The sequence below is a fragment of the Pseudooceanicola nanhaiensis DSM 18065 genome, assembly GCF_000688295.1.
Taxonomy (GTDB): Bacteria; Pseudomonadota; Alphaproteobacteria; order Rhodobacterales; family Rhodobacteraceae; genus Pseudooceanicola; species Pseudooceanicola nanhaiensis.
The window spans coordinates 124579-139811 of sequence record NZ_JHZF01000015.1; the positions used below are offsets into that span (position 1 = coordinate 124579).

Genomic DNA, 15233 nt, shown 5'->3' on the forward strand with positions numbered 1-15233 from the left:
CGGGCGTCTCTCGGGATGTCGCGCAGGGCGAGGAAAGGCGCGGCGCAACGGCCCGGCATGTCCTGCCCACGCCCGGTTAACGCCGGGAGAGGCGACGCGTTCCAATATCAGCGGTCATATCTCGGGGTAAAGAACACTAACGCCGCATTAATAAGCGGACGTCAGTCGAGATGCAGCGGACCCTGGCCATAGAGATAGGCGGTGTTGAACCGCCCGATGTCTTTCAGCGCCGCGTGATCGAGCACCGAGACCCGCCCGCGCGAGATGTCGGCGACCCCGGTTTCCCGCAGCTTCCGGACCACGCGGTTGAGGTGGATCGGCGTCGTCCCGCAGGCGTCCGCCAGTTCCGCCTGCGTCAGCGGGAAGGCGAAGCCCGTGGGTTGCGCAAGCCCGACGAAATCCAGCCGCTGCCAGGTCTCCGCGATCAGATGCGCCAGCCGTCCGTCCGCGCTGAGCTGTTCCAGCTTGAGGATCCATTCGCGGTGGATCGCGGCGTCGAGCAGGGTGGAGAACCAGAGCATCCGCATCAGCTGCGGCTTCTTCGGGATCAGCGCCTCGAGCCTGGCGTGCTTGACGTAGCCGATCTGCACCGGGCCGATGGACACGACATCATGGTCGAGCCGCTTCAGCGCGAAGGCATGCAGGTCCACGAAATCGCCGGGGACGTGCAGGGCCACGATGTGCCGCTTGCCTTCCTCGCGGATGACGCGGGCGACGAAGCCCTCGATCAGCAGCGTGCTCTGGTCGAGCACGTCGCCGCGTTCGAGGATCGTGTGCGCCGTGGTGAACCGCTCCACGTCGTGGAACAGGTTCTCGATGGTTCCGCAATCGTCTGCAGACAACTGGCTCCGGCCACGACCGCGCAGGAACCGGTGGCTCAGCGGATACGCTTCTCTTGACATCATACTTCCACTTGTGACTGCTCGCTTCACCTGCCCGACGCGATGTCGCGGCGCCGACCGGATAAACATATGTTAATCTTGAATCACCCGCTATCTGGCAAAGCCGATTATCCGTCAACCGATGCTTGGCGGGAACGTTCCCGCATTTCGCGCGGGCGTGATCCGTCGGCATGGACGGGCTGCACCGCGTGACCTCTCCGCAGCCTGCGCCGCCGCCGTCCGTCCTCGACTGGACGCGCCACGCCCTGTTCCTCGATTTCGACGGCACGCTGGCGCCGCTTGTGGCCCGACCCGAAGATGTCGTCATGGCGGCTTCCACGCGGGAGCTGATCTCCACCGCGATGCGCGTGACGGACGGTGCCGTGGCGGTGATCTCGGGACGCGCGCTCGACGATCTGGCCGGCATGCTGGGCCCGCTCAGCCCGGCGATGTCCGGCTCGCACGGGGCCGAGGTGCGCCTGACCGGCGGCGACGCGCAAAGCGGTTCGATCGACGGCGGCGCGCTCGACGGGGCGTTTGCCGACCTGTCGGACATGGCTTCGGACGCGGGCCTTCTGCTGGAACGCAAGCCCGGCGCAGTGGCGCTGCACTACCGCAACCGGCCCGAGCTGGAACGCGCCAGCATCCACGCGGTGACGCGGGCGGCGCGGCAGCACGGTCTGCGGGCGATGCATGGCAACATGGTGAGCGAGGCCGCGCTCGCCGGGATCGACAAGGGATCGGCGCTGCGGGCCTTCATGGAACAGCCGCCCTTCCACGGCCGGGTGCCGGTGATGATCGGCGACGACACGACCGACGAGGACGGCTTTGCCGCGGCGCAGGAGATGGGCGGGGCGGGGCTGCGCATCGGCGGGACCGAGACCTGCGCCCGCTACCGGGTCGCCACGATGGACGCCGCGCTCGCGTGGCTGGGCCGCACGCTCGAACGGGCGGCCTGAGACCGGCAAGAAATCTCCGATCTGCCGCGGCGCATCGGCTTCGGGACGAAATCGCCGTGCTTTCAGGCCATTGCCGTGCGGCCTTCACCGGTCTTCGCGCAGCCGCGGGCCCCGATGCCTAAAAGTTAACCCCAGAACAAAGGAACTAACGCCAGATCAAATGGTTTCTCTGGTGCTGCATCGCGGACCCGTTACACTACCAGGGGGAGGTTCAGGCCATGGCTGGGCGGCTCATCGTCGTTTCAAACCGAATTCCGGAAGGCCCGAACCCGGCTGGAGGACTTGTCGTAGCCCTCAAGGACGCGATCACCGAGAAGAACGGGACGTGGATCGGAGCCTACGGCGAGCCGGGCGAAGCCACCGACAGCTTTGACGAGCTGGAGGGCACGCCCTACCGACGGCTGGCGTTCAGGCTGACGGCTGAGGAACATTCGAATTACTACCTCGGGTTCGCGAACTCCGTGCTCTGGCCGCTGTGCCACCGGCGCGTCGACCTCGTCGAGCTGCAGCCGGAGTACGAGCGAGACTACCTGTCCGTGAATCGCCGCCTTGCGGCGATGATCCTGCGGATCCTGAAGCCCGACGACATGCTGTGGATCCACGATTACCACTTCCTGCCGCTGGCGCAGGAGCTGCGCCGCCTCGGGGTCAGCAACCGGATCGGGTTCTTCCTTCATATTCCCTTCCCGTCGCACGCGGACCTCTCGGTCCTGCCGCAGCCCGAGACCTTCGCGGGCTGGCTTGCGGATTACAACCTCGTCGGGCTGCAGACCGGCGCCGACGTGGCGCGGTGCCTCGAGATGTACCGCGCCGATCCGCGGGCCGAATTCCTGCCCGACGGCAGCGTGAAGTTCGGGATGAACATCCTCTCGGTGCGCTCCTTCCCGATCGGTATCGACGTGGACAGCTTCATCGAAAGCGCCAGCCGCAGCGCGCCGTCGCCCTTCGGCCGCGAGGAGCCCGCGAAATACATCATCGGCGTCGACCGGCTGGACTATTCCAAGGGTATCCCGAACCGCTTCCGGGCCTTTGGCCGCTTTCTCGAGAACGGCGGCGCCGAGAAGCGGCCGTGCCTTGTCCAGATCGCCCCGCCGACGCGGGAGCGGGTGAAGGCCTACCAGGACATCACCCGCGAGCTGGAAGAGATCGCGGGCAGCCTGAACGGCCAGTTCGCCACGCTGGACTGGACCCCGATCCGCTACATCCACCGGCAGATCGAACGCGAGCAGCTCGCCACGCTCTACAGGCGGGCCAGTGCGGCGCTCGTGACCTCGCTGGCGGACGGGATGAACCTTGTCGCGAAGGAATTCGTGGCGGCCCAGGACCCCGAGGACCCCGGGGTGCTCATCCTGTCGAAATTCGCGGGCGCGGCCGAGCAGCTGACCGAGGCGCTGCTGGTGAACCCGTACGACACCGACGACATCGCCTCGGCCATCGACCGGGCGCTGGAGATGCCGCTCGACGAACGACGGCGAAGGCACGCGTTCTGCATGCAGGCGGTGCGCAGGACGGATGTGTCGCTCTGGTCGACGCAGTTCCTGAGGGTGCTCGAAAGATGCATGCCCACGCTGAATCTTCCCTCATCAATGGGGCGCGGACGGTACAACCTGTCCGCGCCCCCTGCCGATCTGGTGGCCGAGTAACGCCGCGTCGGCCCGGCGGATCGACGCCTCCGGGAACATTGCGCGCAATCGCTCGTTGCCCCTCAAGCGCCCCGGCGCCGCTTCCCACCACGACAGGCAGGACGACGATGCAAACCACACTCACCGTAAATGGCGAAGAGCGCAGGCTCGACCACGACGTCAGAACCAGCCTTCTGGACGCCCTGCGCGACCACCTCGGGCTGACCGGCACCAAGAAGGGCTGCGACCACGGCCAGTGCGGCGCCTGCACCATCCTGCTCAACGGCAAGCGCATCAACGCCTGCCTGACGCTGGCGGCGATGCACGAGGGCGACGAGGTCACGACGATCGAGGGGCTGGGCACGCCCGAGGCCATGTCGCCCCTGCAATCGGCCTTCGTCACCTGCGACGGCTACCAGTGCGGCTTCTGCACCGCGGGCCAGATCATGTCCGCGACGGGCATGCTGGCCGAGCTGAAGGAGGGCATGCCCTCCCACGTCTCGCCCAGCCTCTCGGAGGGCTCCGAGATGACCGACCCGGAGGTGGCGGAGCGCATGAGCGGCAACCTCTGCCGCTGCTCGGCCTATCCCTTCATCCGCGAGGCGATCGCCATGGCCTCGGAGGACAAGTGATGCGGGACTTCACCTATCTTCGCGCCACCGATGCCGATGCCGCCGCCGAGGCGCTCGGACCCGAGGCGAGCATCATCGCGGGCGGGACGAACCTGCTCGACCTGATGAAGCTGCAGATCATGACGCCGGAAAGACTGGTCGACATCACCCGGATCGACGGACTCTCGACCATCGAGGAAGACGGCGACGGCCTGCGCATCGGGGCGCTGGTCAGCAACGCCGCGCTTGCCGCCGACAGCCGGATCCGCGCGGGCTATCCCGTTCTGTCCCGCGCGATCCTTGCCGGGGCCTCGGGCCAGATCCGGAACAAGGCGACGACGGGGGGCAACCTGCTCCAGCGGACGCGCTGCCCCTATTTCTACGACACCGCAATGGCCTGCAACAAGCGCGCGCCCGGCACGGGATGCGCGGCGCAGGAGGGTGCGGGCCGGATGCTGGCGGTCTTCGGCACCTCCGAGCATTGCCTCGCCGCGCATCCCTCCGACATGGCCGTGGGGCTGCGGGTGCTGGGCGCAACGGTCGAGGTGCGGGCGGCGGACGGTGCGCTGCGGACCCTCGCGCTTGACGAGTTCTACACGCTGCCCGGGGATCGGCCGGACATCGAGACGACGCTGGCCCCCGACGAGATCATCACCGCCGTCGTCCTTCCCGCGCCGCGCGCAGGGTCGGTGCAGGCCTATCGCAAGGTGCGGGATCGCGCCTCCTACGCCTTCGCGCTGGTCTCGGTCGCCGCGGTGGTCGAGATGGACGGCGACCGGATCGGCAAGGTCGATCTGGCCTTCGGTGGCGTGGGCCCGCGGCCTTGGGCGGGCGACGATGTCGCCGCGGCCCTCGCCGGAGAGACACCGGATGAGGCGCTGTTCCGTCGCGCCGCGGGCGCACTGGAGCCCGACCGCGCGCCCCATCCGGACGCCGCATTCAAACTGCCGCTGCTGCGCCGCACGCTCGTTGCCGTGCTGCGCGAGGCAACGGGGCTGGCCGAGGCCTCCCCCGGGACCGATCACGCGAAGGACGCCGCATGACCCGCACTTTCCGCATGGACGAAGCGCAGCCCCGGCTGCTGGATGACACCGCACAGGGCGTGATCGGCACCCCGATGGACCGGCCCGAAGGCCCGCTGAAGGTCACCGGCAAGGCCGCCTATGCCGCCGACAACCTGCCAGAGGGGCTGGCCCATGGCGCGCTCGTGCGCGCCACGATCACCCGCGGCCGCATCGCCGGGATCGACGAGGACAGCATCGCCGACCTGCCGGGGGTGATCGCGGTGATCCGCGACGACCGCTTCGTGCGCAACCCGGCGCAGGGCATGGCGGACGAGGCCCCGGTGCAGCCCGGGGACCGGATCGACTATCACGGCCAGCCGATCGCGCTGGTGGTGGGCGAAAGCTACGAGGCGGCCCGCGACGGCGCGCTTCGGCTGAAGGTCCGCTACGACGAGGATGCGGGCGCCGAGGTCGATCCCGCCACCGCCTCCGAGACGGAGGACGGCGATCCGACGGAAAGCGGCGACTGGGACAAGGCCGTGGCCGGCGCGACGGTTTCGGTCGACGTGACCTACACCACCCCCGCACAGGTCTCGGCGGCGATGGAACCCCACGCGGCGGTGGCCGAATGGAAGGCCGACCGGCTGGTCCTGCGCGGCTCGCAGCAGATGCTGCGCTTCAACAGGAACGAGATCGCGGATTCGCTGGGCATCGACCCGGAGGACGTGCAGATCCTGTCGCCTTACATCGGCGGCGGCTTCGGTTCGAAGCTCGGGATCGGATCCGAGGCGGTCTCGGCCGCCATCGCCGCGCGCGAGCTCGGCCGCCCGGTCCGCGTCGTGATGACCCGGCAGACGGTGTTCGACGCGGTGCTCCGCCGGACCGAGACGGAACAGCGTGTCCGTTTCGCCGCCGACGGCGAGGGGCGGCTGCTGGCCATCGGGCATGACGACCGCATCTCGAACCTGCGCGACGAGGAATTCGCCGAACCGGTGAGCAGCGCGTCGCAGTTCCTCTACGGTGCCGATGCGCTCCTGTTCCGGCAGACGGTGGCCCGCGTGCATCGCACGCCTGCGGGCTCGGTCCGCGCTCCGGGCGAGGCGGTCGGCATGATCGCCTTCGAATCCGCGATGGACGAGCTGGCGGAGGCGCTCGAGATGTGCCCGGTCCAGTTGCGGCTCAAGAACATCCCCGAGAAGCACCCGGTGACGGGGCAGGACTTTTCGGCCCGGGCCTTGGCCGAGTGCCTCAAGACCGGGGCGGACCGCTTCGGCTGGCCGGGGCGGACGGTTCCCGGCAGCCGGCGCGAAGGCGACTGGATGATCGGGCTGGGCGTGGCCTCGGCCGCGCGGCCCAACATGCTGGTCAAGGCGGCCGCCCGCGTGCGCCTGTCCGCCGAGGGCGCGGTGGTCGAGACCGACATGACCGACATCGGCACCGGGACCTACGCCATCTTCGCCCAGATCGCGGCCGAGATGCTGGGCCTGCCGACCGGGAAGGTCAGCGTGCGCCTCGGCGACACCGACCTGCCGGGCGCCTCCGGCTCCGGCGGGTCGTTCGGCGCGAGCTCGTCTGGCTCGGCCGTGTTCCTGGCCGCCCGCAAGATCCGCGAGACGCTGGCCGGAAAGCTGGGCTGCAGCCCGGAGGACCTCACCTTGCGAGACGGGATCGCGCGCGGCGCCAACCACGAGGCCGCGCTGTCCGATCTGCTGGACGGGGAGCTGGTGGAAGAGGCCGAGATCGAAGAGGGCAAGACGGCCGAGTCGCATTTCTCGTCCGGGTTCGGTGCCCATTTCGCCGAGGTCGCGGTCAATGCATGGACCGGCGAGGTCCGCGTGCGTCGCATGCTGGGTGTCTTCGGTATCGGCCGGGTGCTGAACGAGAAGACCGCAAGGTCGCAGGCGGTCGGCGGCATGGTCTGGGGCGTCGGTTCGGCGCTGCACGAGGACCTGGTTCACGATCCGCGCACCGGCCACGTGGTCACGCGCGATCTGGCCAATTACCATGTGGCGGCGCATGCCGACATTCCGGCCGATATGCAGGTGGAGTTCCTCGAGGAGCGCGACGATCAGGCCAACCCGATGCAGAGCAAGGGCGTTGGCGAACTGGGCATCTCGGGCTCCGGCGCCGCGATCCTGAACGCGATCCACAATGCCTGCGGCGTGCGGATCCGCGATCTGCCGGCGACCCCGGACAAGCTCGTCGCGGCGCTCGAGGCCGCGACGGAGTGACAGTGACGGGCAGGGGGGCCGTTGCGCCCCCCCCCCTTCAGAGCACCATGACGGCGATCACGACGATCACGAGTCCGACCACCGCGACCACGGCCGCGGTGGTCATGTTGCGCTTGCCGGCGGCGCGCCCCTGAAGGTCGGACGGCGTGCGCTTCTCGGGCTGGCCCGAGCTCGCGTCGTGCCCGGCCTCTTCCGCGCGGTTGGCGCGGAGCTCGGGCGCCGCCGCGGGCGCGCCGCCGGCCTCGGCATCGGTGCCGAGAGGGGCCGCGGAGGGGTCGCTGAACGGGACCTTGTCCCCGGTCGCGCCGCTGTCGATGTCCTCGCGCAGTCGTGCGCTCTCGGCGCCGGACGGGCGCGGGGTCTTGTCGTCGGGTCGAGGTTTCTGATCGTCCATTCGGGGAACTCCCTGTTGCAGAGGACCAACCTGACCGGGGGGTGAATGTTCCTGACCGCGCCCGCGGCGCCGGGCCCGCCTGCCGGCGGACTCCGGCCGAGGCCCTGTCCGGCCTTCGATCGCGGGCGCGCGGGCGGGAACCTCTGGCCATCCCGAATGTTGTCCGGATGAGACCTGGCCGCATGTCAATCGGACACGACGGTATAGTCAACTCGGGGATTTTTCCGATTTCTCCCCGGGGCCAACGAAACGGCAGACGAGGGCTTGTCCCGTCTGCGGTCAGGCATCTCCCCCTTTTTCCGGAAGGCTCAGCGGCGCCCCGCGTAGTAGGCCGCGAGGGCGGCGATGTCGTCGTCCGTCAGCTCCTGGGCGGCGGCCGACATGAGCTTGTCGTGCGCGTAGGTCCCGTCGCGCCAGAGGCGGAGCTGCTGATCCAGGAAGGCCCGGGTCTGACCGTCGAGCACGGGACCCTTCCGCGGTTCCGCCCCTTCGTGGCAGGCGGCGCAGGCCGGAACCTCGCGCGTGCCCGCCTGCGCCAGTTCCGCGCCCTCGGCGGTGTCCGCGCCGGTCGCCGCGGAGACGTCCTCCGGCCCCTCGGCCGAAGCGAAATACGCGGCGAGCTCGGCATGCGCCGCCTTGGGCACGAGGCTCACGGCCTGCGCCATGATCCCGCTCGGGCGGGTGCCATCGGCGTAGGCCCGCAACTGGGCGGCAAGGTAGCCCGGATCCTGCAGGTCGAGCCGCGGCACCCGGCCGCCGACGCGCCCGTGGCAGGTGGCGCAATAGGCGCGGGCCTCGCCCTCCGGCCCGTCGGTCGGCAGATCGCCCGCCGTGCCCTCGCGCAGCGCGACAAGGTAGGCGACGACCGCCCAGACCTCGTCCCCGCGGTGCGCGGCGGGCCAGGCGGGCATGCCGCTCATCTTCACGCCGTTCTCGACGATCCAGTGGAGGTGGTTCGGGGCCCAGTCGCCGATCGCCTCTTCGATACGGGGCGGGACCGGGTTCATCGCCCGCATCGTCGCGCTGCGATCGGTGCCGGGGCTGGCGTGGCAGGGCGCGCAGGCGGTGGCGTAATGCCCGGCGCCGAGCGCGACGAGGTCCGGATCCGAGAGATCGGGTGCGGCCTCCATCGAGGTCGCGCGCAGTTTGACCGAATTGCGGAAGGTGGTGTGCAGGACCCAGCTCACCCCGGGCATGTGCCCGACCTGCGCCGAGACGTTGTAGAGCCCCAGCCCGACCACCGCCGCGGCCCCGAGAAGACCGAGCAGGGCAAGCGCCGCCAGCGTCTGGATCATCCGTCTCATGCGCCGGCCTCCTCTTCTCGCAGCGACAGGCCGGTCAGCGCCAGCCCGGCGACGAGGTAGACCGGCGTGCCGATCGCGAGCATCAGCATCCCTCCGATCCGCTGGCCGTCGAGGTCGGGCGCGGTGCCGCAGACCGCCGCATAGAGATCCCGCGGGGCCATCACGATCAGCGCCCCGAGCAGGGTCATGTGCATGGAGGTCAGCAGCAGCCCGCCCGCCCCCGCAAGCGGCCGGTCGGCGCGCAGGCAGCCGGCCCAGACCAGCAGGCCGACGGCGAGGAAGCTCGCCTGTTCCGCGAAAAAGCCCATGGGCGCGGTCCGGCCGAGCCCGTGCGCGGCGGGCAGGTGCCAGCCCCAGACCACGATGAACTCTGCCACCGCGGCCATCAGGGGCGGCACCGCCAGCCATGTCACGGCCCCCGGCAGGCCCAGCACGATCAGCGGCGCGGCCAGGGCTACGAGCGTCATGTGCCGCAGCATGTGGGCGGCGAAGACGGGCATGACCGCCTCGAGCGGCAGCAGCCAGATCAGCGCCAGCAGCCCGAGCCCGGGCAGCAGGAAGGCGGGCCTCACCGCGGCGGTCATCGGCAGCCCTCCAGCAGCAGCAGCGGCAATGTGACGAAGACGACGCCGATGAACGAGATGACCGCCAGCAGGAAGCCCGCATGGCCGAGGAAATGATGCCGGTCCTCGGCGTCGCCCCTCGGGTTGACGATGCGCCCGGTGCTGCGCGGGCTCCACTGGGCGTAGGCGCGCCAGCCGATCAGGGCGATCACGGCGAGCGCCAGGACGCTCATCCCGATCAGGCCGTGCCGGACGGTCCCGACCGGCCAGCCCTTGGCGCAGCCGGTGGCGAAGAGCGTGTAGCAGAGCAGGAAATGCCCTGCCCATGTGGCCGGGGCGAAGGTGATGCGCCAGAGGCTGCCGGCCTCGGCCGCGAACTCGGCGCTGTCCTTCTCGGGGGTGTGGCGGTCGGTCATAGCAGCCTCGGGGCCAGGCCCAGGACGGCGCAGGCGACCAGCGCGGCCAGGGCGTGGAAATGCCAGAAGAGCGTGCTGTTCCACAGATCGGCATCATAGCGCGGCGTCAGCTTGCCGAAGATCGACCCGGCCAGGCAATAGGCCTGCATGATCACCGCCACGATGGAATGGGCGACGACCCAGACCGCGATGGCCCAGAGGATCGCCGGGTAGACGTGGCTGGTCGGCGCCAGCGTCCAGACCGATCCCAGAAGCGCGGCCGAGGCCGCAATCGCCAGCAGCGGGCCGAGCCCGAGGCCGAGCCGCGCCGCCCCGACCGCGCCGCGGCGGTTCAGTTCGCGCGCGCCGATGGTCATCGCCCAGGACAGGGCGAACCCGGCGCAGGCGAGCGCGACGAGGGTGCCGTCGGCATGGGCGGCGCCGTCGGGCGGGAAGTCGGGGCGGGCGGTCCAGTAGAAGAAGAAGCCGAAGATCACCGAGGCGAAGGCGGTCGCGTCGCCCAGCATGGTGATCCAGATCGCCCACCACCCGGCCGAGGCGGGCCCCGAGGCATAGGTCGGCAGCCGCAGGCCGAGGCCCACGTCCTTCGTCTCGTCCTCGGGCGGGCGCGCGGTGTCGCGCCAGAGCCACCAGATGATGCAGGCGACGGCAAGGATGCCGCTGACGATGGCGGGCGGATACCAGTGGAAGGTCGGGAAGATGAAGGCCCCGCCGGTGAAGAACGCCGCAAGGTGGGTGATCCAGGTGGGGCCGGTGACGCGCTGGACCTGCACCGGCTCGGCATCGATGACCGAGGTGAGCAGCGTCTCGCGTCTGCCCTCTTCCGCGTCGGGCAGGTAGTAGCGCCCGCTGTCCATCCGCGCGAGCATCCCGGGCTGGTCCCAGAGCGGATAGCGCGTGGTCACATGCGGGATGGAACGGACCCCCCAGCTTTCCCCGGGCACGTCGTGGGACCATTCCAGCGTGCCGGCGTCCCAGGGATTGCGCGGGATCTGCGGCTGGCGCCCCTTCGGCCGGACGATGTCCCAGGCCAGCACCGCGAAGCCCGCGGCGATGACGAAGGCGCCGACGGTCGAGATCATGTTCAGCCCGTCCCAGCCCAGCCCGGCGGGGTAGGCGTAGATCCGGCGCGGCATCCCGAAGAGCCCGGTCAGGTGCATCGGCAGGAAGCAGAGGTTGAAGCCCGAGAAGGTGAGCCAGAAGCTCCACCGCCCGAGGCGTTCCGAGAGCAGCTTCTTCCGGAAGAACGGGAAGAAGTAATAGACCCCCGCGACGACCGGGAAGATCATCCCGCCGAACAGCGTGTAATGCAGGTGCGCCACGACGAAGTAGCTGTCGTGCGCCTGGAAATCGAAGGGCGCGAGCGCCAGCATCACGCCCGTCAGCCCGCCCATGGTGAAGATCGCCAGCGCCCCGGTGATCCAGAGCATCGGCAGCGTCACCCGGACCTTGCCCAGCATCAGCGTGGCGAGGAAGGCGAAGAGCTGGATACCCGTGGGGATCACCACCGCCTCGGACGCGGCCGAGAAGAAGCCGAGCGAGATCGACGGCAGGCCGGTCGCGAACATGTGGTGCACCCAGAGCCCGAAGCTCAGGAACCCGGTCCCGACGGCCGAGAGCACGATCCACGAATAGCCCACGATGGGCCGCCGGGCGACGGTGGGGATGATCATCGCGGCGATGGCGATGGAGGGCAGGAAGATGATGTAGACCTCCGGATGACCGAAGATCCAGAACAGGTGCTGCCAGAGCATCGGGTCGCCGCCGCGCTCGGGATCGAAGAAGGGCCAGTCGAAGGAGCGCTCCAGCTCGAACAGGAAATCGCCAGCGATCAGCGGCGGGAAGGCGAAGAGGATCATCCCCCCGACGACCAGCACGTACCAGGCATAGAGCGGCATCACGTTCACCCGCATCCCCGGGGGTCTGCATTTCAGCGTGCCGACGATCAGCTCGACCGCGGCGGCGATCGAGGCGACCTCGATGAAGGACAGCCCGAGCAGCCAGATGTCGCTGCCCATCCCCTCGTCCTTGGTGGCGAGCGGCGGATACATGAACCAGCCGCTGCGCGGCGCGACGTCGAAGAAGATCGAGCCGATGACGAAGACGCCGCCGATCAGGAAGCACCAGTAGCCATAGGCCGAGAGCCGCGGGAAGGGCATGTCGCGGGCCCCCAGCAGACCCGGCAGCAGCAGGATCGAGATCGCCTCGAACAGCGGCACGGAGAACAGGAACATCATCGCCGAGCCGTGCATCGTGAACAGCTGGTTGAACCGGTCGGCCGAGATCAGGTCGTTCTCGGGCACCGCCAGCTGCAGCCGGATGATCAGCGCCATGATGCCCGCCATCAGCATGAAGACGAAGGCCGTCATGCAGTACCAGACGCCCACCTCGGTGTTGTTGACCGCGGACCAGTAGCGCCAGCCTTTCGGGGCCGCCCATGCCGCCCGGAGCCGCTCGGCCTGTGCGCGCTGCAGCTCGGCCGGGACGGGTTCGGCCAGCATCGCCTCGGTCGGGGGATAGGTCCCCTCGGCGGCCGGGATCCCGGAGCGGGTGGCGCGCGTTTCGGTCATTCGAGCCCTTTCAGGTAGGCGGCGAGGTCGGCAAGCTGCCCGTCGGAGAGATGGTCGTAGGCGGGCATCTTCACCTCGGGTTTCAGCGCGCCCGTATGTTCCACCCAGGCGGCGAAATCGTCGAGCGTCGCGCCGATGCGGCCCGCGCCCAGGGTGAGGCGGCTGCCCACATGGGTGAGGTCGGGGCCGACCTGCCCGACGGCCTCCGTCCCGCGCACGGTATGGCAGGCACCGCAGCCTTCGGCGGCGAAGAGCGCGGCGCCGCGGCGGGCCGCGTCACCCTCGGGCGGGGTCGCGTCCCGTGCCTCGGCGGCGAGCCAGGCCTCGAAATCGTCGGGCGGCAGCACCACGGTCTCGAAGGCCATCCAGGCGTGGCTCGCGCCGCAGAACTCGGCGCATTGGCCGCGGAAGGTGCCGGTCTTCTCGGGCCGCAGGCTCACATAGGTCGTGCGGCCGGGGAACATGTCCATCTTGCCGCCGAGCGCCGGGATCCAGAACGAATGGATCACCTTGTGCGCGTCGAGCTCGAACCCCGTGCGGCTGCCGACGGGCAGCCGGATCTCGTTGGCGGTCACCACCGGCGCCTCCGCGCCCTTCGGCCAGTATTCCACCCGCCACCACCATTGCTCGCCCGTCACCTTCACCCGCAGGCCGTCGTCCGGCGCACGCTGGTCGGGCAGCATCGTCAGCGACCACACCAGCAGCGTCGCAAGGATCACCGTCGGCAGCACGATGCCCCCGCCGATCAGCAGCGGCCGGACAAGCCGGTCGGGAAAGGCGCCCGGCGCCACGCGCGAGAGGTAGAAGAAGAGCCCGTTCATCCCCAGCCAGAGCACGACCGCCCCGGCGAGCATCACCCAGAAGAGCGTCGCGATGGCCGCGGCATCCTCGCCCGCGACATTCAGCGTCGACTGGCGGTCTCCGCAGGCGGAGAGGGTCGTGCAAAGGAGAAAGACTGCGAAGATCGCACGGCTCGGACCCCCCCGGCCAATTGTGACAGGATCACGCGACATTGCAGTCATGGAGAGGTAACGCCTTCGTGAGCCTCTCGTTCCCTCGCGACGCACGGAATTTTCCCGAGGTCACGCGACCGCCCGTGCCTCCTCCGCGGCGAGCGATTTCGGATAGCGGATGAAGAGGATCGCGGGATGCGTCAGCCCCGCGCGGCGGATCGTCTCGGACATCGTGCCGAGCGTGGCCGAGGCATGCCCTTCGCGCGCGGTGCTGACCGAGGCCACGATGTCGACCGGGCAGGCGGCGGGCATGCCGGCGGCGCGCAGCTCGGCCTCGATCTCGGCGGCGCGGGCCACGCCCATGTAGACGGCGATGGCGGTGCCGGGCCGGGCGAGGGCGCCAAGGTCCGGCGCGGCGTCGCCGGGGCGGCAGGTGCCCGTGGTCAGGACGAAGCTGTCCGTCTCGCCCCGCTCTGTCAGCGGTCGCCGCAGCCGCGCCGCCGCGGCGGAGGCCGCGGTGATGCCCGGCACGACCTCGACCTCGATCCCCGCCGCCTCGGCCGCCGCGATCTCTTCCGAGGCGCGGCCGAAGACCGAGGGGTCGCCGGATTTCAGTCGCACCACGCGGCGGCCCCGAAGCGCCTCGGCGACGATCAGCCGGTCGATGCGGTCCTGCGGCCAGGCGCAGGCGCCGACCTCCTTGCCGACGTCCACCCGGTCCGCGTCGCGCCGGGCAAGCTCCAACACCTCGGGATCGACGAGCCTGTCGTAGAAGATGACGTCGGCCTGCTGCATCCGCTGCACGGCGCGCAGCGTGAGCAGGTCGCGGGCGCCCGGGCCCGCGCCGACCAGCGCGATGTGCCCCCGCGCGGCGGGGGCACGACCCTCCGCGATCGCCGCCTTGAGCATCTCGGCCGCCGCGCGTTCGCGGCCGTCGAGATGGGCGCGGAACGCCTCGCCGGTGAAGGCCCATTCCCAGAACCCCCGCCGCTGCGCGCGCGGGATCCGCTCGGCCACGGCGTCGCGCAGTCGTCCGGCGAGCGCGGCGAAACCGCCGAGGCGCGGCGACAGCATCGCCTCGACCTCGGTCTTGATCGCGCGGCCCAGCACCGGGGCGGCGCCCTCGGTCCCGATCGCCACGACCACCGGGTCGCGGTCCACGATCGAGGGGGTGAACGCGTCGCAGAGATCCGGCCGGTCGATGACATTCACCACCGCGCCCGCGGCCCGGGCCATCCCGGCGAGCCGCCTGTCCCGCGCGGCGCAGCCGGTCGCGATGAAGGTGAGCGCGGTGTTGGCGAAGGTCTCGGCCCCGTTCTCCGCCGCCTGCCGCGCCCGCCCCGAGGCGACAAGCGCGGCCAGCTCGGGATCGAGCCTGTCGGCCAGCACGACGATCTCGGCGCTGGTCTTCAGCACCAGCCGGGCCTTGCGCGCGGCCTCTTCTCCGCCGCCGCAGATCACCACGCGCCGGCCGTCCATCCTGAGGAACATCGGGAAGGTCTTCATGTCTCTGCCTCTCAAACGCAAAAAAGCTGCCGACACACGCGCGACATCGGTCGCGGCGGTCGAGCAGCTTCGCTCATCGTCCCGGGGTGGGGCAGGCGGCGCCGTTGCCGCCCTCTGGCCCGAAACTACCGGAGCGGGGGCGCGTCGCTCAAGCGAATCCGCGCCGGGCGCGCCATCGAACCCCCGGGCTGCCCGGAAATCGGGCGCGGCACGCGCGGC

Annotated in this window: 13 protein-coding genes; 5 read left to right on the forward strand and 8 right to left on the reverse strand. The window is 70.1% G+C overall.

Features of this window, described 5'->3' with window-relative positions:
• Positions 1-161: 161 nt before the first annotated feature.
• Positions 162-902, reverse strand: coding sequence for a Crp/Fnr family transcriptional regulator (locus tag Q344_RS0118920; protein WP_051630849.1), 741 nt, complete (start codon positions 900-902; stop codon positions 162-164).
• A gap of 170 nt (positions 903-1072) precedes the next feature.
• Between Q344_RS0118920 and otsB the strand changes: the two genes are divergently transcribed.
• The 5 genes from otsB (at position 1073) to Q344_RS0118950 (ending at position 7308) form a co-directional block, all read left to right on the forward strand.
• The gene (gene otsB / locus Q344_RS24450) at positions 1073-1840 is read left to right on the forward strand and encodes a trehalose-phosphatase (RefSeq protein WP_051630851.1); all 768 of its coding nucleotides are present in this window, start codon (positions 1073-1075) and stop codon (positions 1838-1840) included.
• A 218-nt stretch (positions 1841-2058) separates the two neighbouring features.
• The gene (locus tag Q344_RS24455; RefSeq protein ID WP_051630854.1) at positions 2059-3483 is read left to right on the forward strand and encodes an alpha,alpha-trehalose-phosphate synthase (UDP-forming); all 1425 of its coding nucleotides are present in this window, start codon (positions 2059-2061) and stop codon (positions 3481-3483) included.
• 107 nt (positions 3484-3590) lie between these two features.
• The gene (locus Q344_RS24460; RefSeq protein WP_036540043.1) at positions 3591-4094 is read left to right on the forward strand and encodes a 2Fe-2S iron-sulfur cluster-binding protein; all 504 of its coding nucleotides are present in this window, start codon (positions 3591-3593) and stop codon (positions 4092-4094) included.
• On the forward strand, positions 4094-5116 hold the full coding sequence (locus Q344_RS0118945) for an FAD binding domain-containing protein (RefSeq protein ID WP_028288158.1): 1023 nt from the start codon (positions 4094-4096) through the stop codon (positions 5114-5116). Before Q344_RS24460 ends, Q344_RS0118945 begins: the two co-directional genes overlap by 1 nt.
• The gene (locus Q344_RS0118950) at positions 5113-7308 is read left to right on the forward strand and encodes a xanthine dehydrogenase family protein molybdopterin-binding subunit (protein WP_028288159.1); all 2196 of its coding nucleotides are present in this window, start codon (positions 5113-5115) and stop codon (positions 7306-7308) included. The genes Q344_RS0118945 and Q344_RS0118950 overlap by 4 nt, the downstream gene beginning before the upstream one ends.
• 37 nt (positions 7309-7345) lie before the next feature.
• Here Q344_RS0118950 and Q344_RS24465 read toward each other — a convergent pair whose 3' ends face one another.
• The 7 genes from Q344_RS24465 to cysG form a co-directional block, all read right to left on the reverse strand.
• Positions 7346-7702: a hypothetical protein gene (locus Q344_RS24465; protein ID WP_051630855.1), complete on the reverse strand. Its 357-nt coding sequence runs from the start codon at positions 7700-7702 to the stop codon at positions 7346-7348.
• Positions 7703-8010: 308 nt separating this feature from the next.
• Entirely contained in the window at positions 8011-9006 is a 996-nt protein-coding gene (locus tag Q344_RS0118960) for a c-type cytochrome (protein WP_028288160.1), read from the reverse strand.
• Positions 9003-9590: a cytochrome c oxidase assembly protein gene (locus Q344_RS0118965; RefSeq protein WP_036539982.1), complete on the reverse strand. Its 588-nt coding sequence runs from the start codon at positions 9588-9590 to the stop codon at positions 9003-9005. Before Q344_RS0118965 ends, Q344_RS0118960 begins: the two co-directional genes overlap by 4 nt.
• The gene (locus tag Q344_RS0118970; RefSeq protein WP_028288162.1) at positions 9587-9985 is read right to left on the reverse strand and encodes a hypothetical protein; all 399 of its coding nucleotides are present in this window, start codon (positions 9983-9985) and stop codon (positions 9587-9589) included. Before Q344_RS0118970 ends, Q344_RS0118965 begins: the two co-directional genes overlap by 4 nt.
• Entirely contained in the window at positions 9982-12555 is a 2574-nt protein-coding gene (ctaD, locus tag Q344_RS0118975) for a cytochrome c oxidase subunit I (protein WP_028288163.1), read from the reverse strand. The genes Q344_RS0118970 and ctaD overlap by 4 nt, the downstream gene beginning before the upstream one ends.
• On the reverse strand, positions 12552-13568 hold the full coding sequence (locus Q344_RS0118980; RefSeq protein ID WP_051630856.1) for a cytochrome c oxidase subunit II: 1017 nt from the start codon (positions 13566-13568) through the stop codon (positions 12552-12554). The genes ctaD and Q344_RS0118980 overlap by 4 nt, the downstream gene beginning before the upstream one ends.
• A gap of 69 nt (positions 13569-13637) precedes the next feature.
• On the reverse strand, positions 13638-15014 hold the full coding sequence (gene cysG, locus Q344_RS0118985) for a siroheme synthase CysG (RefSeq protein ID WP_028288165.1): 1377 nt from the start codon (positions 15012-15014) through the stop codon (positions 13638-13640).
• Positions 15015-15233 lie beyond the last annotated feature (219 nt).